General features: G+C 65.6%; 13 protein-coding genes. 4 read left to right on the forward strand and 9 right to left on the reverse strand.

Going from position 1 to position 20,461, the window contains the following annotated elements; all coding sequences use genetic code 11:
• Nucleotides 1-181: 181 nt before the first annotated feature.
• Nucleotides 182-2,236 carry an OPT family oligopeptide transporter gene (locus F7R11_RS01250; protein WP_064805691.1) on the forward strand — a complete coding sequence of 685 codons (2,055 nt, stop codon included), beginning with the start codon at nucleotides 182-184 and terminating at the stop codon, nucleotides 2,234-2,236.
• A gap of 23 nt (nucleotides 2,237-2,259) precedes the next feature.
• Here F7R11_RS01250 and F7R11_RS01255 read toward each other — a convergent pair whose 3' ends face one another.
• From F7R11_RS01255 to F7R11_RS01290, 8 genes are all read right to left on the reverse strand, one after another.
• The gene (locus F7R11_RS01255) at nucleotides 2,260-3,393 is read right to left on the reverse strand and encodes a YbdK family carboxylate-amine ligase (protein ID WP_064805693.1); all 1,134 of its coding nucleotides are present in this window, start codon (nucleotides 3,391-3,393) and stop codon (nucleotides 2,260-2,262) included.
• 9 nt (nucleotides 3,394-3,402) lie between these two features.
• Nucleotides 3,403-4,626, reverse strand: a complete 1,224-nt coding sequence (locus F7R11_RS01260) for a cation:proton antiporter (RefSeq protein WP_021197183.1) — start codon at nucleotides 4,624-4,626, stop codon at nucleotides 3,403-3,405.
• A gap of 205 nt (nucleotides 4,627-4,831) precedes the next feature.
• Nucleotides 4,832-5,965 carry a branched-chain amino acid ABC transporter substrate-binding protein gene (locus F7R11_RS01265; protein WP_021197182.1) on the reverse strand — a complete coding sequence of 378 codons (1,134 nt, stop codon included), beginning with the start codon at nucleotides 5,963-5,965 and terminating at the stop codon, nucleotides 4,832-4,834.
• A gap of 130 nt (nucleotides 5,966-6,095) precedes the next feature.
• Nucleotides 6,096-10,094 (reverse strand): trifunctional transcriptional regulator/proline dehydrogenase/L-glutamate gamma-semialdehyde dehydrogenase, encoded by a 3,999-nt coding sequence (putA, locus tag F7R11_RS01270; RefSeq protein ID WP_064805696.1) that lies wholly within the window; start codon nucleotides 10,092-10,094, stop codon nucleotides 6,096-6,098.
• A 192-nt stretch (nucleotides 10,095-10,286) separates the two neighbouring features.
• Complete coding sequence (locus F7R11_RS01275; protein WP_064806489.1) at nucleotides 10,287-12,605, reverse strand: primosomal protein N'; 2,319 nt, start codon at nucleotides 12,603-12,605, stop codon at nucleotides 10,287-10,289.
• A 585-nt stretch (nucleotides 12,606-13,190) separates the two neighbouring features.
• On the reverse strand, nucleotides 13,191-14,285 hold the full coding sequence (gene hemE / locus F7R11_RS01280) for a uroporphyrinogen decarboxylase (RefSeq protein ID WP_064805702.1): 1,095 nt from the start codon (nucleotides 14,283-14,285) through the stop codon (nucleotides 13,191-13,193).
• An 82-nt stretch (nucleotides 14,286-14,367) separates the two neighbouring features.
• Nucleotides 14,368-14,820: a cupin domain-containing protein gene (locus F7R11_RS01285; RefSeq protein WP_021197178.1), complete on the reverse strand. Its 453-nt coding sequence runs from the start codon at nucleotides 14,818-14,820 to the stop codon at nucleotides 14,368-14,370.
• 115 nt (nucleotides 14,821-14,935) lie between these two features.
• A complete protein-coding gene (locus F7R11_RS01290; protein WP_021197177.1) occupies nucleotides 14,936-16,738 on the reverse strand; it encodes a methyl-accepting chemotaxis protein in 1,803 nt (600 codons plus the stop codon).
• 277 nt (nucleotides 16,739-17,015) lie between these two features.
• Here F7R11_RS01290 and F7R11_RS01295 point away from each other — a divergent pair, with 277 nt between their 5' ends.
• On the forward strand, nucleotides 17,016-17,582 hold the full coding sequence (locus tag F7R11_RS01295; protein ID WP_064805705.1) for a hypothetical protein: 567 nt from the start codon (nucleotides 17,016-17,018) through the stop codon (nucleotides 17,580-17,582).
• Between the two features lie 117 nt (nucleotides 17,583-17,699).
• Complete coding sequence (locus tag F7R11_RS01300) at nucleotides 17,700-18,632, forward strand: sterol desaturase family protein (RefSeq protein WP_064805707.1); 933 nt, start codon at nucleotides 17,700-17,702, stop codon at nucleotides 18,630-18,632.
• A 7-nt stretch (nucleotides 18,633-18,639) separates the two neighbouring features.
• Here the strand turns inward: F7R11_RS01300 and F7R11_RS01305 are convergent, their stop codons facing one another.
• A complete protein-coding gene (locus F7R11_RS01305) occupies nucleotides 18,640-19,521 on the reverse strand; it encodes a LysR family transcriptional regulator (protein WP_064805709.1) in 882 nt (293 codons plus the stop codon).
• Nucleotides 19,522-19,638: 117 nt separating this feature from the next.
• Here F7R11_RS01305 and gstA point away from each other — a divergent pair, with 117 nt between their 5' ends.
• Nucleotides 19,639-20,244 (forward strand): glutathione transferase GstA, encoded by a 606-nt coding sequence (gene gstA / locus F7R11_RS01310; protein ID WP_064806491.1) that lies wholly within the window; start codon nucleotides 19,639-19,641, stop codon nucleotides 20,242-20,244.
• The last annotated feature ends 217 nt before the right edge of the window (nucleotides 20,245-20,461 follow it).

Genomic DNA, 20,461 nt, shown 5'->3' on the forward strand with positions numbered 1-20,461 from the left:
CCGGTGTTGCCGCGTGTCGATGGGCGCTGCACAAGCCCGCCTCCCATTGAAGACGACCACCCACGGATTCGCGGTGCTCCCGTACGCAATTTAGAGGAAGCTCAAAACAAATCATTCGTCCCGTCGCATCCCGCCCCTCCTATAATCCGGGCCACAAAAACCCTCATCGGAGACCCGCAGGATGCAATCTCCTCGTCCTCTCAAGCACACACCGGCAGCCACGCTGCCGGAGTTGACGCTGCGCGGCATGATCCTCGGTGCCATCATCACCGTGATCTTCACCGCTTCGAACGTGTACCTGGGCCTGAAGGTCGGCCTGACGTTCTCATCGGCGATTCCCGCCGCCGTGATCTCGATGGCGGTGCTGCGCATGCTCGGCGGCACCAACATCCTCGAGAACAACATGGTGCAGACGCAGGCGTCTGCAGCCGGGACGCTGTCTTCCATCATCTTTGTTCTGCCGGGCCTGGTGATGATTGGCCACTGGCAGGGCTTTCCGTTCTGGCAAACGTTTGGCGTCTGCATGGCCGGCGGCATGCTGGGCGTGGTGTTCACGATTCCGCTGCGCCACGCGATGGTGGTGCAGAGCGATCTGCCCTACCCCGAAGGTGTGGCCGCGGCGGAAATCCTGCGCGTGGGCAGCGGCCAATCCGCTGACGGCACACAGGCCGCCAGTGGCGATGCCGTGCCGGCGGCCACCGGCATGCGCGATCTGGCGGCGGGCGGCATTGTCGCGGCCATCGTTGCGTTTGCGACCAGCGGCCTGCGTGTGCTGGGCGAAGGCGCGAGCTGGTGGTTCGCTGCAGGGGCCTCGGTGGTGCGTTTGCCGCTGGGCTTCTCGACGGCGCTGCTCGGTGCGGGTTACCTGATCGGCCTGATGGGCGGGTTGGCCATGCTGGTGGGCCTGGTAATCGCCTGGGGCATCGCCGTGCCGTACCTGACTGCCATCACGCCGATGCCGGAGGGCAAAGCGCTCGCCGCCTTCGGTGCAGATGTCTGGCGCACACAGGTGCGCTTCATCGGTGCGGGCGTGATTGCGGTGGCGGCCGTGTGGACGCTCGGCACGCTGATCGGCCCGGTGGTGCAAGGCGTCAAGCGCTCGTTCGGCAGCCTGCGCCCGCAAGGCGACGCCCGGCAACGCACCGAGCAGGACATGGCGCCGCGCTGGATTCTGCTGGTCACGCTGGCGATGGTGGTGGTGCTGGTGATCACCTTCGCGGCCTTCCTGGCGCCGACCATGCTGTCGCCCGGCTCGCGCTGGACGCTGATTGCCTGTGCGGTGGTGTTTGCGGTGGTGTTCGGCTTTCTGGTGGCGGCGGCGTGCGGCTACATGGCCGGGCTGATCGGCTCGTCCTCCAGCCCCATCTCGGGGATCGGCATGATCGCCATCACGCTGGTGTCGCTGCTGCTGTTGGCCGTGGGGGCAGACAACGGCATCGTCGGTTCGCCCGAGGCCAGCAAGCTGGGCATTGCGCTGGCGATTTTCACGACGTCGGCCGTGGTGGCCGTGGCGACCATCTCCAACGACAACCTGCAGGATCTGAAGACCGGCTGGCTGGTCGGGGCCACGCCGTGGCGCCAGCAGGTCGCGCTGCTGGTTGGCTGCGTGGCGGGCGCGGCGGTCATCTCGCCGGTGCTGGAACTGCTCTACAACGCGTATGGCTTCCCGGGTGCGCTGCCGCGTGCCGGCATGGACGCCGCACAGGCGCTGTCCGCACCGCAGGCCACGCTGATGACGGCCATCGCCACCGGCATCTTTACGCACAAGCTGGAATGGAACATGGTGATTACCGGCACCATCGTCGGTGCCATCCTCATCGCCATCGACTGGGTGCTCAAGCGGCGCGGCGGTGCAGCACGGTTGCCAGTGCTGGCTGTGGGCATCGGTATCTACCTGCCGCCGACGGTGAGCGCGCCGCTGGTGATCGGTGCCGTGCTGGCGTGGGTCATTGAGAAGATTCTCGCCAGGCGTGCCCAAGCGGCCGGCGTGCCGTACGAGCGCTATGCAGAAGTCCCGAACCGCCACGGCGTGCTGCTGGCCTCGGGCCTGATCGTGGGTGAAAGCCTGGTGGGCGTGCTGATGGCGGCCATCATCGGCACCACAGGCACGGATGCGCCGCTGGCGATTGTCGGCGCGTCGTTTGAAAGCGCCGCGCAATGGCTGGGGCTGATCGTGTTCGCGCTGATCTGCTGGGCGTTTGCGCGTCGCGTGCTGGCGGTGCGCCCCGCTCACTGATCAAGCAGCGCTAGTCACTCCACTTACGCAGGTTGTGTTGCGGCCTGCGTCCAACGCCCGCAACCCCGTCGCACGGTCTCGTGCAGGTTGCGGGTTTCGTTTTGGGCACGGCGGATCCACTCGGCATCCGTGTCGCGCCCTTCCACCACCTCCCGCACCATATCCAGCGCCCCTTCGGACGATAGCGCCTCGGCGTGATGCGACAACACCTTGCTGGTTTCCAGGATGTGATCGGCCAACGCGCCACGGTTGCCGGTGGCGGGGTCGACGTATTCCCCAGCCAGCCCGAAGCGGCACGCCTGGAAGCGGTTGAAGGTGTAGACGAGGTAGTCGTCTTCCACCGGCGTGAACGGACGGTCGAGCAGCAGCCAGCGGCCCAGCGCCTGGATGTAGGCGGCAATGGCGGCGGCGCGCTCGACGGTGAGCGGGGTGTCCATCACGCGCACTTCGATCGTGCCGAATTCGGGCTTGGGGCGGATGTCCCAGTAGAAGTCCTTCATGCTTTCGATCACGCCGGTGGCGTGCATCTTGTCGAAGTACGCGATGAAGGCGTCCCACGTGAGCACGAACGGCGCGCGACCCGACATCGGGAAGGCGCTGACCGAGTTCATGCGCGCGGAAGCAAACCCGGTATCCACGCCCTGCACGAACGGCGATGACGCGGCCAGCGCAATGAAGTGCGGCACGTAGCGCGACATGGCGTGCAGCAGGTACAGCGCGTCGTCCGGGTTCGGGCAGCCAATGTGCACGTGCTGCCCGAACACGGTGAACTGCTTGGCCAGATAGCCGTACAGATCCGAGATGTACTGGTAACGCGGCGACTGCGAGATCGTGCGCTGGCTCCACTGCTGGAACGGGTGCGTGCCGCCGCCGCAGATGCCGATGTTCAGCGCCGTGGCGGCTTCGGCCATGCGGTCGCGCATCTCGCGCAGTTGCCACAGCGCCTCGTCGTGGCTGTGGCAGATGCCGGTGGAGATCTCGATCATCGAATCGGTGATCTCCGGCTTGATATCGCCGGGGTACTCCTTGCCCTTGAGCATGCGCAGCAAGTCCGGCGATGCCGAGGCGAGGTCGTAGTCGTGACGGTTGACGAGCTGCAACTCCAGCTCAACGCCAAACGTCAGGGCTTCGGATTTCGAGAACGGTTCGAGCGACATGCCTACCTCTTAGCGATGGTCGTTGTCCTGACGCACCTCGCCGGCCCAGCGCAGCGACCGTGCAGTCAGGATGGGCGCGGCAATCTGCTGGATCGCCAGCGTGCACAGGATGATGGCGGCCAGCGGTGCGCCGGTCTGTGGATACAGCGCCGCCGTATCGTGCATCAACAACCATGACAATCCCGACATCGGCCCCAGCGCCAGGCCCAGCGCCACACTCTGGCGCATCGACAGCCCCGAGAACGAACCCAGCGCCGTCGTACCCGCCAGCTTGGCGACAAAGCGCGCCAGCACGAGTGCCACTGCCGCCACCCCGCCGATGGCCCAATCCGACGCGGTGAGCGGCAGCCCAAGCGACACGATCATCACCACAATCAGGATGCTGCCCGCGCTGCCGAAGTGCGACGGCCACACGCGCGGGTGCGCATCCTGGTGCTTGAACACCACGCCCGCCAGCAACAGCGTGAGCGGCACCGACAGCTTCAGCAGCTTGGCCATCGCCAGCGCAAACAGCACCAAGCCCACCAGCACCAGGAACGCGTAGTGATCGTCACCCGCCATGCGGTGATACAGCGCATGGCCCGCCTTGCCGACCACCCAAGCGAGTAGCACGGAGCCTGCCAGCAGATAGAGCGGGTGGATCAGCGCGGCAGCCCAGTGGCCGTATTCAGAGTGCAGCCAGCCGGCGGTGAGCGGCACCAGCACGCTGGCGTAGATGCTGTTGAGCGCCCCCAGCGAAAGCAACCGTTCTGTCACCTGGCCTTCGGCGCGCAGTTCGTTCTTCAGTTGTAGCAGCACGGTGGGCGAGGTCGCCACCGCAATCGCACCGGCCGCCACCGCCACCGGTGTTGCCACACCAAACAGTTGCAACACCCAGGTGACGAGGCCCCAGGTCAGCAGGCTCTCGAAACCACTGGTGAGCAGCAGCCAGCGGTTGGCGCGCAGCCACTCGAACGAGAGCCGATGCCCCAGCTCGAACAGCGCCAGCGCCAGCGCCATCTCGATCAGGATGTGGGTCTGGTCGAGCATGTCGGCGTCGATCAGCGGACGACCGAGTACCCCGGCCGCCAGCCCCGCCACCGCATAGCCGACAATGCGCGGCAGCCTGAGCGCCACGCGCGCAAACTCGCCGCACAGCGCTGCACCCACCAGCGCCAGCCCGATCCAGAACAGGCCGCCCGGAGCGGGCGGCCACGAAGGGAAGAGATCGTGAAGTCCTGTCATGGGCGACATGGTACCCGAAGCACCCAAACGGGAAAGTCAGTCAAGCACTGACACGCGATGAGATCGCGTTACACGATATTTGATATCAGATGAAAGATATTTGAAGAAGATCGCAGAATTAGCGTGTTTGCACCAGCCGGCGCCGGACAAAGAAAAACCGCCCCGAAGGGCGGCTTCTCATGCTGCGAACGGCGCAGAGCCGGTCGACGGGGGCTTATTTGCCGCCCACGCTTTCCAGCGGTGCCCACTTGCCACCGGTGACCTTGTAGACGGTGATGCCGCCGTCCTTCAGGTCGCCCTTGTCGTCGTAGGCGTAGTGCTTGGCGGTCACGCCTTGTGCGTTGGTCGCCGCCAGGATCGGCAGGTACTTGGCCGGGTCCGACGAGCCGGCAGCCACCATGGCCTTCATCAGGGCCATCGCGCCGTCGTAAGCGTACGGCGAGTACGTCTGCACCGGCGTGCCGAAGCGCTTCTCATAGCGCTGCTTGTAGCCCGCGCCGCCGGGCATCTGCTCCAGCGGCAGGCCAGCCAGCGATGCCACCATGCCTTCGGCCGCTTGCGGGCCGGCCAGCTTGATGAATTCGTCGGTCTTGGACATTTCGCCCGACATCAGCGTGGACTTGATGCCCAGTTCGCGCATCTGCTTGAGCAGCGGCGCGGATTGGCCTTCGGCGCCGCCGTAGAACACGGCATCCGGGTTCTTGCTCTTGATCTGCGTCAGGATGGCCTTGAAGTCGCTGGCCTTGTCGTTGGTGTACTCACGACGCACGATGGTGGCGCCGGAAGCCTTGGCAGCCTTCTCGAACTCGTCAGCCAGACCTTGGCCGTAGGCGGTGCGGTCGTCAATGATGGCGATGTTCTTGTAGCCCAGCTTCTTGACCGCGAAGGTGCCGACCACCGAACCCTGCTGGGTGTCGGAGGTCATCATGCGGAAGGTCGTCTTGTAGCCTTGCTTGGTGTATTCCGGAGCCGTCGCCATGGCGATCTGCGCGATGCCGGCCTGGTTGTACACGCGCGATGCCGGAATGCTGGTGCCCGAGTTGAAGTGGCCGAGCATGCCCTTGATGCCGCTATCCACCAGCTTCTGTGCGACGGCAGTGCCCGTCTTCGGGTCAGCCTGGTCGTCTTCGGCCATGAGTTGGAACTTGACTTCCTTACCGGCGATCTTCGGGTGCGTGGCATTGAACTCTTCAACAGCCAGGGTCGCACCGTTCTTCATGTCCGTGCCGTATTGCGCTTGCGGACCCGACATCGGGGCAGCAAAGCCCAGTTTGATGACTTCCTGCGCCGATGCTGCGCTACCCAGCGCACACAGTGCCGCCGCCACCCACAGTTGTTTCAGTTTCATTTGTGCGTCTCCTAGTTCAAACGCAATTTGGATCAATAGCGCGACGGGATCACCATCGCCCTCCTCCCGCTTCGCATTCCACCCGCACCCGTCGTGTGGGTGAAACCGCGAATCCTGCTCGTGCTCCCCGTCAGCCGATGGTCATCAGGCTGGCGTTGCCACCCGCCGCGGCCGTATTGACCGATAGCGAACGCTCGATCAGCAGGCGCTCCAGCGCCAGCCCTTCCCCGCCGTGCGGCAGGCCTTGCACCCCCACGATCGGGCCGGCGCGTCGTGCCAGCCCTTCGCAGATGGCGCGTAGATGGTCCGAATCGCCGTGGTGCAGCACCGCGTCGAACGCGGCCCCATCCAGGGCCGGCACCACACGGACGCGCGATTGTACTGCCGGCGGCAACTCCCGCAACACAGCTTCTACAGCAGGGTTTTCCAGCACCACAGCCATGCTGCCGACCGCCAGCACGGCGGCCAGTTGGCGCAGCCAGTCGGCCGGATCCACTGCCACGCACAGCACGGCTTCGCGCGGCAACAGCGTGTAGGTATTGCGCTCACCCGTCGGGCCCGGCAGCGTTGCCGTGGCACCGGTGGCCGAGGCAGCCGCCAGGCGTTCGCACAGCGCCGTCAGGTTGGCCAACTGCGCCACGGGCGACTGCTTGCGTGCCCAGTCAACCAGCGCATCGAACGGCGCGAGCAGTGCGCGGCGCGCTTCGGTGTCCACTTCGGTGCCAGCACCCGCGGTGAGCGACAGCGCAGTGCGCATGCCGTCCTGCGGGCAGGTCGACAGCAAACGCAGCAGATACAGCGGGCCGCCCGCCTTCGGGCCGGTGCCCGACAGGCCCTCGCCGCCGAACGGCTGCACGCCCACCACAGCGCCCACAATATTGCGGTTCACATACAGGTTGCCGACGTGCGCGCGGTCCACCACGTGCGCGATGGTCTCGTCGATACGCGTGTGGATGCCCAGCGTCAGGCCGTAGCCGGTACCGTTGATCTGCTCGATCAGCTTGGTCAGGCCGGCGTTGTCTGCTGAGCGCTTCCAGCGCACCACGTGCAGCACCGGGCCGAAGATTTCGCGCGTCAGGTCCGTCAGGCTGTCGAGTTCAATTACCGTTGGCGGCACGAAGGTGCCGTGCGCGCAGGCTTCCGGCACCGGCGTCTGATGCACGCGACGGCCCTTGGCGCGCATCGCTTCGATATGGCCGACGATGTTGTTGCGCGCTTCGGCGTCAATCACCGGGCCCACGTCGGTCGACAGGCGATCCGAGTTGCCCATCGCCAACTCGGCCATGCCGCCCTTGAGCATCGTGAGCACGCGGTCGGCCACGTCGTCCTGCACGCACAGCACACGCAGTGCCGAGCAACGCTGGCCTGCGGAATCAAACGCGGAAGACAGCACGTCCGCCACCACCTGCTCGGCCAGCGCGGACGAATCCACGATCATCGCGTTCTGGCCGCCGGTTTCGGCAATCAGGGGAATCGGTGCGCCGTTGGCATCCAGGCGACCGGCCAGCGTGCGCTGCAGAATGCGCGCGACTTCAGTCGAGCCGGTGAACATCACGCCCTTGGTGCGCCCATCCTTCACCAGCGCCGCACCCACGGTCTCGCCACGGCCCGGCAGCAATTGCACGGCACCGGCCGGCACACCAGCTTCGCGCAGGATGCGCACGGCCTGGGCGGCGATCAGTGGGGTCTGTTCAGCGGGCTTGGCCAGCACAGGGTTGCCGGCGGCCAGCGCCGCGCTCACCTGGCCGGTGAAGATCGCCAGCGGGAAGTTCCACGGGCTGATGCAGACCACCGGGCCCAGCGGGCGGTGCGTGTCGTTCGAGAACCCGCCGCGCACTTGCGCTGCGTAATAGCGCAGGAAGTCCACGGCTTCACGCACTTCAGCGATGGCGTTGGACAGCGTCTTGCCCGCTTCGCGAATGATCAGCCCCATCAGGTGCTGCATCTCGCCTTCCATCAGATCGGCGGCGCGATCGAGCAGCGCGGCGCGCGCTTCGGGCGGCGTGGCTTGCCAGATCGGCGCGGCAGCAGCGGCAGCAGCGAGTGCGGCATCAACGTCGGCCTCGGTGGCTTCGGTCACATGGCCAACGATGTCGCGCAGGTCCGACGGATTGCGTACCGGCTGCGGCGTGCCACCAGCGTACGGTGCATCACCGATGGTCGGTGCGGCGGTCCAGACCGTGCTGGTGCCAGCAAGAAGGGCGGACGACAACGACGCCAGGCGCTGCTCGTTCGCCAGGTCAATGCCCGACGAGTTTGCGCGAACGTCACCGTAGAGGTGGCGCGGCAGCGGAATTTTCGGATGCGGCATGCCGAGCGTCCCTTCATCGGCGTGCATCCGTTCCACCACCGCCACCGGATCGGCGACGAGGTCGTCCAGAGAAATCGACTCGTCCGCAATGCGGTTCACGAACGAGGTATTGGCGCCGTTTTCCAGCAGACGGCGCACCAGGTAAGCCAGCAGCGTTTCATGCGTACCGACCGGCGCGTAGATGCGGCACGGGCGGTTGAGCTTGCCGGGCTTGTTGCCGACCACCTGCTCGTACAGCGGTTCACCCATGCCATGCAGGCACTGGAACTCGTACTGGCCGGGGTAGTAGTTCTGGCCGGCCATCTGGTAGATCGCGGCCAGCGTGTGGGCATTGTGCGTGGCGAACTGCGGGAAGATCGCCTCCGGCGCGGCCAGCAGCTTGCGCGCGCAGGCCAGGTACGACACATCGGTGTAGACCTTGCGCGTGTAGACCGGATAGCCCTCCAGGCCCTCGACCTGAGCGCGCTTGACCTCGCTGTCCCAATAGGCGCCCTTGACCAGGCGGATCATCAGGCGGTGCTTGCTGCGACGGGCCAGATCAATGATGAAGTCGAGCACGAACGGGCAGCGCTTCTGGTAACCCTGCACCACGAAGCCGATGCCGTTCCAGCCGGCCAGCTCGGGCGCAAAGCACAGGCGCTCCAGCAGATCGAGCGACAGCTCCAGGCGGTCGGCCTCTTCCGCATCGATGTTGATGCCGATGTCGTATTCACGCGCCAGCACGGCCAGCGCCTTCACGCGCGGGTACAGCTCGTTGATGGTGCGATCGTATTGCGCGCGGCTGTAGCGCGGGTGCAGCGCCGACAGCTTGATCGAGATGCCCGGCCCTTCGTAGATGCCGCGTCCGCCCGAAGCCTGCCCGATCGCGCGGATGGCCTGTTCGTACGACGCGAGATAGCGCTGCGCGTCTTCCTCCGTCATGGCGGCTTCACCGAGCATGTCGTAGGAGTAGCGGAAGCCTTCGGCTTCAAACTTGCGCGCGTTGGCCAGCGCTTCGGAAATGGTCTCGCCGGTGACGAACTGCTCGCCCATCAGGCGCATCGCCATGTCCACGCCCTTGCGGATCAGCGGCTCGCCGCTCTTGCCGATGATGCGCGTGAGCGCCTTCGACAGCCCGGCTTCGTTGTGCGTGGCGACCAGCTTGCCCGTGAGCAGCAGGCCCCAGGTGGCGGCGTTGACGAACAACGACGGGCTCTGGCCGACGTGCGAGTGCCAGTTGCCGTTGCTGATCTTGTCGCGGATGAGTGCGTCGCGCGTGGCCTTGTCGGGGATGCGCAGCAGCGCTTCGGCCAGGCACATCAGCGCCACGCCTTCCTGGCTCGACAGGGAGAACTCCTGAATCAGGCCCTGCACCAGACCTTCGCGGCCGGTGCCAACCTTTTGCGTACGCAGCTTGCCGGCGAGATCACGTGCCAGTTGCTTGGCTTCCGAGGCGAGCGCGACCGGCAGGCGGGCCTGCTCCAGCAGCATCGGAATGGCTTCGGTTTCCGGCCGGCGATATGCGGCGGTGATAGCCGCGCGCAGCACCGATTGCGGTTGCACGCTTTGTGCGAATTCGAGGAACGGTTGCACCGCAGGGTCATCACCCTCGTGCACATCCGAGACGGCGGCGGCGGCGGACGGGAGGCCATCCGCCGCCGTGCCGTTTGCGTCTGCTTTTACGTCATTTGGCAGCTGCCCCCGCTCCACTTGATCCAGATACGTGAAGATCGCCTGCTTGATCAGCCAGTGCGGCGTGCGGTCAATGGACTGCGCAACGCGCTTGAGGCGTTCACGCGAAGCATCGTCCAGCTTGACCCCGAGGGTGGTTGTAGCCATGTGGGTTCCTATCCGTAGCTGCCATTGCCAAAGCTTGTGGCCGGCAAATCGAAGCGGATCATACGCCCGGTGGATTTGAAGGTGCAACCTAGTAAAACCCCTTGCATCGAAGGGGGTAGATTTGGTGCAACCGCACGTGACGCGTGCTTGGTTTTGGGGCGGGTGCCAGCCCCCCGGGGTGCGTTGCGGCGCTCAGATCCGCAACGGATCAATCTCCAACTGCCACCGCACCCCTTTCACTGTCTTCGTAATCTCCCCAAACCGCTCGGTCCAGGCAGACAGCAGCTTCTGCAGCGCAGCGCGAGAAGCCGATTCCACCAGCAGTTGCGCCCGCTCGCGGTTGGCTAGCCGCACCATGGTCATCGGCACCGGATCATGCAGAAACACCGGTGCCCCCAACTCTGCGACGAGGGTTTCGCCCAGCGCCCGGGCGGCGGCGAGGAATTCCAGCGCACGCGCCACTTCCTTGTGCTCGGTGGTCAGCAGCGCTTGGTACGCAAACGGCGGCAACCCGGCCTGCTTGCGCTCCCGCAGCAACTGGCGCGCGAACCCGCCGTAGTCATGGCGCACGAGTGCCTGCAACGCGGGAGCATCCGGATAGCGCGTCTGGATCAGCACCTCGCCCGCCAACCCGGCACGTCCGGCGCGCCCCGCCACCTGCATCAGCGAGGCAAACAGGTGCTCCCCGGCGCGGAAATCATGCGAGAACAGCGAAGGGTCCGGTGCCACGACACCCACCAGCGTCACGCGCTGGAAGTCGTGCCCCTTGGCGACCATCTGCGTGCCGATCAGGATGTCGACGCTGCCTTCGTGCACGGTGTCGAACAGCGCTTCGGCACTGCCCTTGCGGCGGGTGGAATCGGCGTCGATGCGGGCGACACGTGCCTGTGGAAACAGCTCGCCGAGCGTCTCTTCGATGCGCTGGGTACCGCGCCCGAGCGGGGCGATATCGACGTTGCCGCAGTCGGGGCAGTGATGCGGAATGCGCGATTCGTAACCGCAGTGGTGGCAGCGCAGGCGCCGTTCCGGCTTGTGCAGCACCAGGTACGCGGAGCACCGCGGGCACCCCGACAGCCAGCCACACGCATCGCAGGACAGCACCGGCGCATAGCCCCGGCGGTTGAGGAACAGTAGGCTCTGTTCGCCACGCGCGAGGCGATCGGCCATCGCATCGACCAGCGGCTTGGACAGCCCATCGCGAATCTCGCGCCCGGCGCGGCGTTCCAGATTCAGGTCGATGAGCGACACGCGCGGCAGCACCGCCTCGGCCTGCGCGCGCTGCGACAGCGTCAAGCGCGTGGTGGCGCTCTGCTCGGCGCGCCACCAGGTTTCCAGCGACGGCGTGGCCGACCCCAGCACGACGGGGATGTTGCGCTGCTTGGCCCGCCACAACGCCAGATCGCGCGCGGAGTAGCGCAGGCCTTCCTGCTGCTTGTAGGACGTGTCGTGCTCTTCGTCGACGAGGATGAGCGCCAGGTTGGGCAGCGACGCCAGCATCGCCAGCCGGGTGCCGAGCACGATGCGCGCCTCGCCGCGATGCGCGGCCAGCCAGTTCAGGGCCCGGGGTTGTTCGGCTAGGCCGCTGTGCAGCGCCGCCATGGGCACGCCCGGAAAACGCGCCGCGATGCGCGCTTCCAACTGCGGCGTCAGGTTGATCTCGGGCACCAGCATCAGCACCTGCGCGTTGGCGTCGCGCGCCAGGGCATCGGCGATGGCGTGCAGGTAGACCTCGGTCTTGCCGCTGCCGGTCACGCCGTAGAGCAGGAAGGGGCTGAACGCACCGCTCGCCCCACCCTGCGCGATGGCCGCGACGGCGGTGGCCTGCTCGGCGTTCAGGGCGGGCGCGACGGACGGCTCGGGCAATTCCAGCGGCTGCGGTAGCAGCGCCTTCGGCCGCAGTTCGGCGCGTAGCCAGCCGACGGCGGCCCAGTCGCGCAGCTTGGCCACGGCCTGCCCGTGCAATGCGACGGCGGCACTGGTGGAAAGCTCGCCGTCGCCAGTCAGCGCTTCAGCCAGCCGCATGGCGCCGGTCGCGCGCTTGGGCACGCTGTCGAGCAACGCGGCGCCGACGGTCGATGCAGGCTCCTGCATCACATAGACGGTTTCAGTGGCTTGGCGCGCGAGGTTGTCCCAGCTACCGGGTGTGCGCCACAGCGGCGGCAGCGCTGGCAACGTCACTTCGCCCAGCGCGCGGTGGTAGTAGCCGGCGGCAAATTCGGCCAGCGCACGCCATTCGGCATTGAGCGGCGGCACCCAGTCGAGCACGCGCTCCACGTCACGCAGCTTGTCTTGCGGCACCTCGGTGGTGGCGGCGGTTTCCACCACCAATGCCACCACGCGGCGGTTGCCGAACGGCACGACCACCAGTTGCCCCGGCAACACCGGCTGCGCACACCGGTAATCGAACACGGCATCGAGCGGCGTGTCGATCACCACCCGTGCGATGGCGGCTGCGGCCTCGGTATCCGCCACGGCATCGGGAAACACGGTGTCGGCTTGTGCGGTGGTCATCCGAGAGGCAAACGGTTGAATTGCAAAGGAATTGTTGCGGTGCAGCGACGCATCACGCACCTGGCGAAAGCGCGGCGCCCGTCTCACCTTGCCAGCACAGTGATTGCCCTGCCTGACTCAATCTTCAAGTATCACTTGAGGTTTACGCAGTGGCACCCTGATCGGTGGCCGATTTTTAGGTCTATCCACACAGGCTGTGGATAACTTTGTTGAAAAGTCGCCCGCAGCGCCCGGGAAAGCCGATGAATCCGCCGTTTTTCTGGCTTGCACGATTTCGGCGCGCGCGCCATTCCCTCAAAAAAATCAAACACTTATGCGATGAGCGCACAAACCCGACTGTGTTGCGCCGCGAAAAAAGCCAGCCGCGACAGCTTTGTGCATAAGTCAAGTCTTGACAGTCAGGTTACGCACCAAAGTGCGCGAAATAAATCGCTTGACACCCCTTTGGGGCCAATCTGCGGGCCCGGGCATGCGAGTAGACGCTCACCCTCTTTGCACCAAAGCGGCGAGCGTTCCACCCATGCGCTCGGCTTCACGCACTGCGATGGCTCAATTCAAACGCCATCGCACCGCACCATGATTCTGTTACGCGGCTTTTTTGCGCAGTGCACGACTGAAGCTATGCACCTCGTCCACCAGCACCGTCACCGCCTCGGGCGGCGTGAACTGCGAGATACCGTGGCCCAGGTTGAAGATGTGGCCATCGCTGTCGCCGCTGGCCGCGTAGTCTTCCAACACGCGGCGCACTTGCGTGCGAATGGCGTCGGGTGCCGCGAACAGCACGGTCGGGTCAAGGTTGCCTTGCAGGGCGACGCGGCCGCCGGTGCGCTGGCGGGCGAGCTGCAGGTTGACCGTCCAGTCCACGCCCAGCGCATCGGCGCCGGTCTCGGCCATGGCTTCGAGCCACAGGCCGCCGCCCTTGGTGAACAGGATGACCGGCACGCGCTGGCCGTCGGCCCCGGCGCGGATGCCTTCCACCACACGCTGCATGTAGGCCAGCGAGAACTCGTGATAGATGCCATCGGCCAGCGCGCCGCCCCAGGTGTCGAACACCTGCACGGCCTGGGCGCCGGCCTCGATCTGCGCGTTCAGGTAGTCGATCACGGCCTGCGCGTTGATCTCCAGGATGCGGTGCATCAGGTCCGGGCGCGCGTAGAGCATCGACTTGACGGTGCGGAAGTCGTCCGAGCCGCCACCTTCGACCATGTAGCAGGCCAGCGTCCACGGGCTGCCCGAGAAGCCGATCAGCGGCACGCGCTGGCGGCCGTCCTGCACGAGCGCGCGGCGGATTTCCGCCACGGCGTCAAACACGTACTGCAACGACGACATGTCCGGCACCGACAGCGCGGCCACGTCCGCCTCCGTGCGCACCGGCTTGGCAAAGCGCGGGCCTTCGCCCTGCGCGAACGACAGGCCCAGGCCCATGGCGTCGGGCACGGTCAGGATGTCGGAGAACAGGATGGCCGCGTCCAGCGGATAGCGGTCCAGCGGCTGCAGCGTCACTTCCGTCGCATATGCCGGCGACTTGGCCAAGCCCAGGAAGCTGCCGGCGCGGGCACGCGTAGCGTTGTACTCCGGCAGGTAACGGCCTGCCTGGCGCATCAGCCACAGCGGCGTGTAGTCGGTCGGCTGGCGGCGCAGGGCGCGCAGGAAGGTGTCGTTGGCGAGCGGTGCGGACATGGCGTTGGACTCTTGATGAGGGCGCCATTGTAAGGGATGGTGTTTTTATCCCGGGCTGATCCACGCCAATACTCGGCACAGCTCAGGGCACCTTTTGCGTATCCCCCGCCCGCTGCGGCGGCAGCTTGATCGCCATGGCCTTGAAATCCGGGCTGGTGGTCAGCGTGCCGTGCACCACCCCGCGCGGGATAACGACCAGATCCCCCGCCCGCACCTCACGTGGCGCGTTGTCGAGCCAGAACGTGGCCGTACCGGCCATCACGTACTGAATCTCGTCCGAATAGGTATGCGTGTGCTTGGCGACCGTACCCACCTGAACGCCCACCGTGCCGTTGGCGGCATTCACCAGCGTTTTGGTGCGCAACGTGCCCATTTCGGCGATGACGGGGCCGATCTCCTCCGCCGTCATGCTGCCCATGTTGATGAGCTGCGGGGTGAGCGCGGCCGGCGCCGATGCCTGGGCTAACGCGCCGGTGCAACCAACAAGTACGGCGACGGCGCTGGCCGCCCGAATGCCAACCAGAGTGCGGTGCATGATGCCTCCTCTTTGCGCGGCCGCCGTCGGAGTGCGGCAGTCCGTGGCGATTGTCGCATCGGCGGGCGGGCGCGAAGAGTTAGGGCGATTCCGGAGCGTGCCGTGACGAGGCGGCTTAGCCCGCGCGCAACTTGAACAGCCCCACCGTGCGCGCCAGACCCTGTGCCTGCTCGTTGAGCATCGCCGATGCGGCGGTCGATTGCTCCACCAGCGCCGCGTTCTGCTGTGTGGCCTGGTCCATCTCGGCGACGCTGCGGTCGATCTGGCTGATGCCGCTGCTCTGCTCGTGCATCGCACCGTCGATCTCGCCGATGATGCGGGCGACACGCTCGATGCCGGACACGATCTCCTGCATCGTCGCGCCGGCGGCCTGCACGCGCTGCGCGCCGGTCTTCACGCTGGCCTCCGAGGCCTGGATCAGGTCCTTGATCTCGCGGGCGGCGGTGGCGCTGCGTTGCGCCAGCGTGCGCACCTCACCGGCCACCACGGCAAAGCCGCGGCCGTTTTCGCCGGCACGGGCAGCTTCTACGGCCGCGTTGAGCGCCAGGATGTTGGTTTGGAATGCAATGCTGTCGATCACGCCGATGATTTCGGTGATGCGCGCCGACGACTTGGCAATCTCGTCCATCGTGCTCACGGCGCTCGACACCACCTCGCCGCCGCGCGTGGCGGCATCGCTGGCGTCGCTCGCCAGGCGCGTGGCCTGCACGGCCGCATCGGCGGAGTTCTTCACGCTGGTGGTCAGCTCGGTCAGCGCGGCAGAGGTTTCCTGCAGGTTGCTCGCCGAGACCTCGGTGCGGTTGGAGAGATCGCGGTTGCCCATTTCGATCTCGCCGGTGGCCGACTTCATGCTGTCGACGCTGGCGCGCACTTCCAGCAGCACTTCGCCAATCTTGTCGATGAAGGTGTTGAACGCGGCGCTGATCTGCGCGACTTCGTCATTGCCGACCACGGGCAGGCGATGCGTCAGGTCGCCACCACCGGCGCCGATGGTCTCCATCGCATCGCGCACTTGCGACAGGCGGCGGAACGATTGCGACGTGAAGAACGCGGCGATGCCCACGGCGGCCAGCGTCAGCAGCACCATGGCCACAGCCAGTGCCTTGACGACGTTGCGCAAGCCGGCGGTGGCTTCGGCCTTGTCCAGGGCGATCACCAGATACCAGTCGGTGCCCTGCACGGCCTGCGCCTTGAGCAGCTTGGGCGCGCCGGCCAACTCCACTTCCAGCGGGGTGCTGGCCTTGGCCAGTGTGGCGAGCGTATCGGCATTGAGCGAAGCCGCCACGTCGGTGGCCGGCTTGAGCATCAGCTTGGCGTCGGGGTGGGCGATCACCTGACCATCCTTGGCGACCACAAAGGCGAGGCTGGACGGCGTGGGGTGCACGGCAGCCACCACTTCACGCACGCCGTCGAGCGGCACGGCGCCCGAGATGGCGCCGGTCGTTTCACCGTTGTGCACGAGCGGTGCGGCAAACGACACGTACTGCACACCGGTCGACACATCGCCGTAGGGCTTGGTTACGAGCAGCTTGCCGGCTTCGATGGCCTGCTTATACCAGGGCCGCCCGGTCGGGTCGTAGTCCTTGGGCGTGGTGGAGCTGGTGGAGAAGAACGTCTTGTCCGTCCAGCCGATGGTGATGATCGGGAAGCCATTGGCATTGCCCATGTGCTTGCCGAAGCCCTGCGGATCGCCGTGTTCGACCACCTCGGCGGTGGCCTTCACGGCCTGCGCCTTGGCGGCCACCCACTTGTCGATGGCGAGCGTGTTGCCGCTGGCGATAGCAGCGAGGTTCTGGTCGATCGATTCCATCGTATTGCTGCGCACGATGGAATACGTGGCGGCGCCGGACAGTGCCAGAGCGCCGATCACGGTGGCCGACGAGATGAGGAGAATGCGGGTCCGAAGAGAGGAGATCATGATTCTTATAGGTGGAATGTCCTGCGTGAATCAGACTGCGTACAGCGCTCGGTGCTACCGTTGCGCCCTCCAGAACGGCGAACCGCGGGCTGTTGGGGGGCCACTGAGCAAGCTACGGCAGTGTTGGAGCGAACTTGAGGCGCAAAGCAGGAATGGCACCCCCGACGTATGAGGGGTATGTGCGCGCAGTGGGGTTGTTGTGTGAGTGCGCCGAAGTCAACAATGTCAGTTGCCCAGGCATCACGGGCCTTCGCCCTTCCTCGGACAACCGTCACGCATGCAAAAGATTCTTTTGGCCCTCGCTCTGCTTCTGTCCGCCTCAGTTGCCCGCGCCGGACTCGATATCACCGCGCTCAGCGGCCTGACCCAAGTCACCGCACCCACCCTCGATTCCGATGGCCAACCACAGGGAAAGAACCAGGTGATCCTGTCCCCGGTCAACTTCCCCGAGCGTTTCGACGACCTGCAAAGCGGCACGGTCTACGCGTTCAAGTCGTCGTTTGAGTTTCGCGCGGGGTCGTATTCGGGCTACAACGCCTGGCGAAATGAACTCGCCAAGCTGGCCGGCTACAAGGCAAGCCCATACGAATTCCTCGGCAAGACGGAGCTTCGATACGACGCCACTGCGTGGAGGCTTCAGCAGGGGCCGTTCTGGGAGTTGATCAATTTCTCCGACGCAGAAGGCGTCATCGGCCCAATCGCCTGCAAGAAGGTCTATCAGGACTTCGTCCAGTACAGCGAAGCGGCTGAAAAGCATCCGGACCCGTATTTCAAGGAGTCCTACGCCGACTGGAAAAAGGCCTTTGAGATGTGCGCCGACAACGGTGCCATCGTGTTTCACTGATAGACGTGGCAGTCCGGCGAAAGCCGATAGGCTGCCCCCGCTTTCTGGCGTTCCCTCGGATTGTGGGCACCTTAGCGTTGCGGTAGTGTCCTTGGCACCCCACCGGAGCCCCGCGCCATGGCCGTGCTGTTCACCATCCTGAAGATTGCCGTCGTGCTCGTGTTGGTGTCGTCATTGGCCGAGGCGCTGGCGCTGTCGTTCCTGCGCGGCTGGAGCAACTACGACTGGAAAGCCGCTGGCGTGTCAGTGGTCGATTTCCTGGTACGCGAGTACCCACTGCGCTGGCTGTTGCCGATGGCGTTCTGGCTGCAAGGCCTGGACTGGATCTACCAGCACCGCCTGTGGACCCTGCCGATGGACAACTGGACCGGCTGGGCAGCCTGCTTTCTCGGCCAGGAGTTCTGCTACTACTGGTACCACCGCGCCGCGCACCGTGTGCGCTGGTTCTGGTGCACCCACGCCGTCCACCACTCGCCCAACGATCTGAACCTGTCGGCCGCCTACCGCTTTGGCTGGACGGGCAAGCTGACCGGCACCCTGCTCTTCTTCTCGCTGGCGCCGCTGCTGGGCATGCCGCCGCGCATCGTGCTGATGCTGCTGTCGCTGAACCTGCTGTACCAGTTCTGGATTCACGCCACGTGGATTCCGCGTCTCGGGCCGCTGGAGTGGTTCCTGAACACGCCGTCGGCGCACCGCGTGCATCACGCCGCCAACCTGGAATACCTCGACGGCAACTACGGCGGCGTGCTGATCATCTTCGACCGCCTGTTCGGCACCTACATCCCCGAGCGCAAAGACGTGCCCTGTCGCTATGGCCTGGTGCACCCGCTGCGCACATACAACCTGCTGACCATCGAGTTCAGCCAGTGGCGCGGGTTGTGGCAGGACCTGAAGACTGCCCGTTCGGCACCCGAGGTGTTTGGCTACCTGTTCCGCCCGCCGGGCTGGCGGCCCGACGGCAACGGCGAGACGACGGAGGATTTGCGCCGGCGTGCCGCGCTGGTTGCCGACGAGGGCGACGTTGTGCCAACCACGGCCATCGCCAACTGACCACGCCTCACGGCATGCGCAACACCTGCGCCAGATGCCCGTACACCGTCGCAATCCGCCGCAGGTGGCGCGACTCCGGATGCGTCAGCAACCACAGTTCCGACTGGTTCGCGTCCTGCAAGTCCCGCAGCGACACCAGATCACTGCGCGCCTGCGCCATCACCACGGGAAGGATGGCGATGCCCGACCCTATCGCCACCATCTCCGCCGCGATCTGCAGGCTATTGACGAAGTAGGTGGGGACCACCTTGGGGAAGTGCCGCTTGCGCCAGGCCACGGAGGGGTGCTCCGGAATCGCATCGTCAATGGCAATCCACGGCGCGCGGCCCGCTTCCACGTCGGCATACGTGGTGTCGCAACCGCGCCCCGCATAGAGCCCCACGCGAATCGGCCCCAGGTGTTTGCCGACCAAGTGCTGCGGCGGGCGGCGGGTGGCGCGCACGGCGATGTCGGCATCGCGGCGGGTCAGGCTCGCCAGCTCGTTGCCCACGCGCAGGTCATAGGTCAGGTTTGGGTGCTGCGCTTGCAACGCCTTCAACGCGGGGGCCACCAGGCCGACCAGGATGGTGTCGGTGGTGGTAATGCGCACCGTGCCCGACACCTGATCCGGCGCGGCATGCACCGCAGAGCGTGCGCCCTCCAGCGCGGCCTCCACCTGCTCCGCCCGCTCAGCCAATGATTGCGCCAGCTCGTTGGCCAGATACCCCGTACGCGAGCGCGCAAACAACGATTGCCCAAGCCCCCGTTCGATACGCTGCAGAGACCGGAACACGGTGGACGCATCCACGCCCAGCCGATCGCCCGCTGCCGCCAGCGTGCCGGTGCGCGCCATCGCCAGCACGACTTCCAGGTCGGCGGCGCTCAGCCGGTATTGCGTTTCTGCATGCATGGTTTTCTGTGTTGCCTATTTCATTGGCATGGATGCAATCCTACAGTGTCGACACCGCTGCCGCTGGCACTCCATCGCAGTTGGCGGCTTTCCAACTTGATGGATGAGAAAACGATCATGAAGCTCTATTACTCCGCCGGTGCCTGCTCGCTGGCTGTGCACATCGCCCTGCGTGAAGTCGGCGCCAAGTTTGACGTGACCTCGGTCGACCTCACCAAGCATCTCACCGCCGACGGCACGGATTTCTATACGATCTCGCCGCGCGGCTACGTGCCGCTGCTGGAGCTGGCCGACGGATCACGCCACACCGAAGCCGCTGCACTGCTGCAATACGTGGCCGACCTCGACCCGACCCAGGCGCTCATCGGCAAGGCCGGCAGCGCACGCCGCTTGGCGGTGATCGAGTGGCTGACCTTTGTCAGCACCGAACTGCACAAGGGCTTCGGCCCGCTCTGGTACAAGGAAACGCCCGACGTCACACGCCAAGGCGCCAAAGACAAACTGGCCAAGCGCTTTGCTGAACTGGATGCCCGCCTGGCCAAGCAGCCGTATCTGGCGGAGGACTACAGCGTGGCCGATGCTTACGCCTTTACGATACTGAACTGGGCCAACTTCCTGGCACTGCCGATGGGGGCATATCCGAATGTGCAGGCGTACATGGCGCGGGTGGGTGCACGGGCTGCGGTGCAGGAGGCGATGACGGTGGAAGGGTTGGTGAAATAACGCACGACCGCGTTGCTGCGAATGCGAAGCGCTGGGCTGCAAGGTCCGGCGCTTTTTTGTTTGGTACGTGAGCCGGCCGCCGGTGATGTTCGGTAGCATGGCCAGCCCGATCCAGGCTTAATCAAAACCGCCTAATCCACCCCCTACACTGCCCAACGTTTGCGGAACGTCTTACAACACATCCCCTTGTTGTAGATGGGCTCTATCAACGCAGCAT

This window comes from Ralstonia insidiosa (assembly GCF_008801405.1).
In the GTDB taxonomy this organism is placed as follows: Bacteria; Pseudomonadota; Gammaproteobacteria; order Burkholderiales; family Burkholderiaceae; genus Ralstonia; species Ralstonia insidiosa.

Coding starts and splice junctions, on each gene's coding strand:
- F7R11_RS01275 (WP_064806489.1), bottom strand. CDS start 12,605: ATGACCACCGCACAAGCCGACACCGTGTTTCCCGATGCCGTGGCGGAT.
- F7R11_RS01305 (WP_064805709.1), bottom strand. CDS start 19,521: ATGCATGCAGAAACGCAATACCGGCTGAGCGCCGCCGACCTGGAAGTC.
- hemE (WP_064805702.1), bottom strand. CDS start 14,285: ATGTCCGCACCGCTCGCCAACGACACCTTCCTGCGCGCCCTGCGCCGC.
- F7R11_RS01290 (WP_021197177.1), bottom strand. CDS start 16,738: ATGATCTCCTCTCTTCGGACCCGCATTCTCCTCATCTCGTCGGCCACC.
- F7R11_RS01300 (WP_064805707.1), top strand. CDS start 17,700: ATGGCCGTGCTGTTCACCATCCTGAAGATTGCCGTCGTGCTCGTGTTG.
- gstA (WP_064806491.1), top strand. CDS start 19,639: ATGAAGCTCTATTACTCCGCCGGTGCCTGCTCGCTGGCTGTGCACATC.
- F7R11_RS01250 (WP_064805691.1), top strand. CDS start 182: ATGCAATCTCCTCGTCCTCTCAAGCACACACCGGCAGCCACGCTGCCG.
- F7R11_RS01295 (WP_064805705.1), top strand. CDS start 17,016: ATGCAAAAGATTCTTTTGGCCCTCGCTCTGCTTCTGTCCGCCTCAGTT.
- F7R11_RS01260 (WP_021197183.1), bottom strand. CDS start 4,626: ATGTCGCCCATGACAGGACTTCACGATCTCTTCCCTTCGTGGCCGCCC.
- F7R11_RS01285 (WP_021197178.1), bottom strand. CDS start 14,820: ATGCACCGCACTCTGGTTGGCATTCGGGCGGCCAGCGCCGTCGCCGTA.
- putA (WP_064805696.1), bottom strand. CDS start 10,094: ATGGCTACAACCACCCTCGGGGTCAAGCTGGACGATGCTTCGCGTGAA.
- F7R11_RS01255 (WP_064805693.1), bottom strand. CDS start 3,393: ATGTCGCTCGAACCGTTCTCGAAATCCGAAGCCCTGACGTTTGGCGTT.
- F7R11_RS01265 (WP_021197182.1), bottom strand. CDS start 5,965: ATGAAACTGAAACAACTGTGGGTGGCGGCGGCACTGTGTGCGCTGGGT.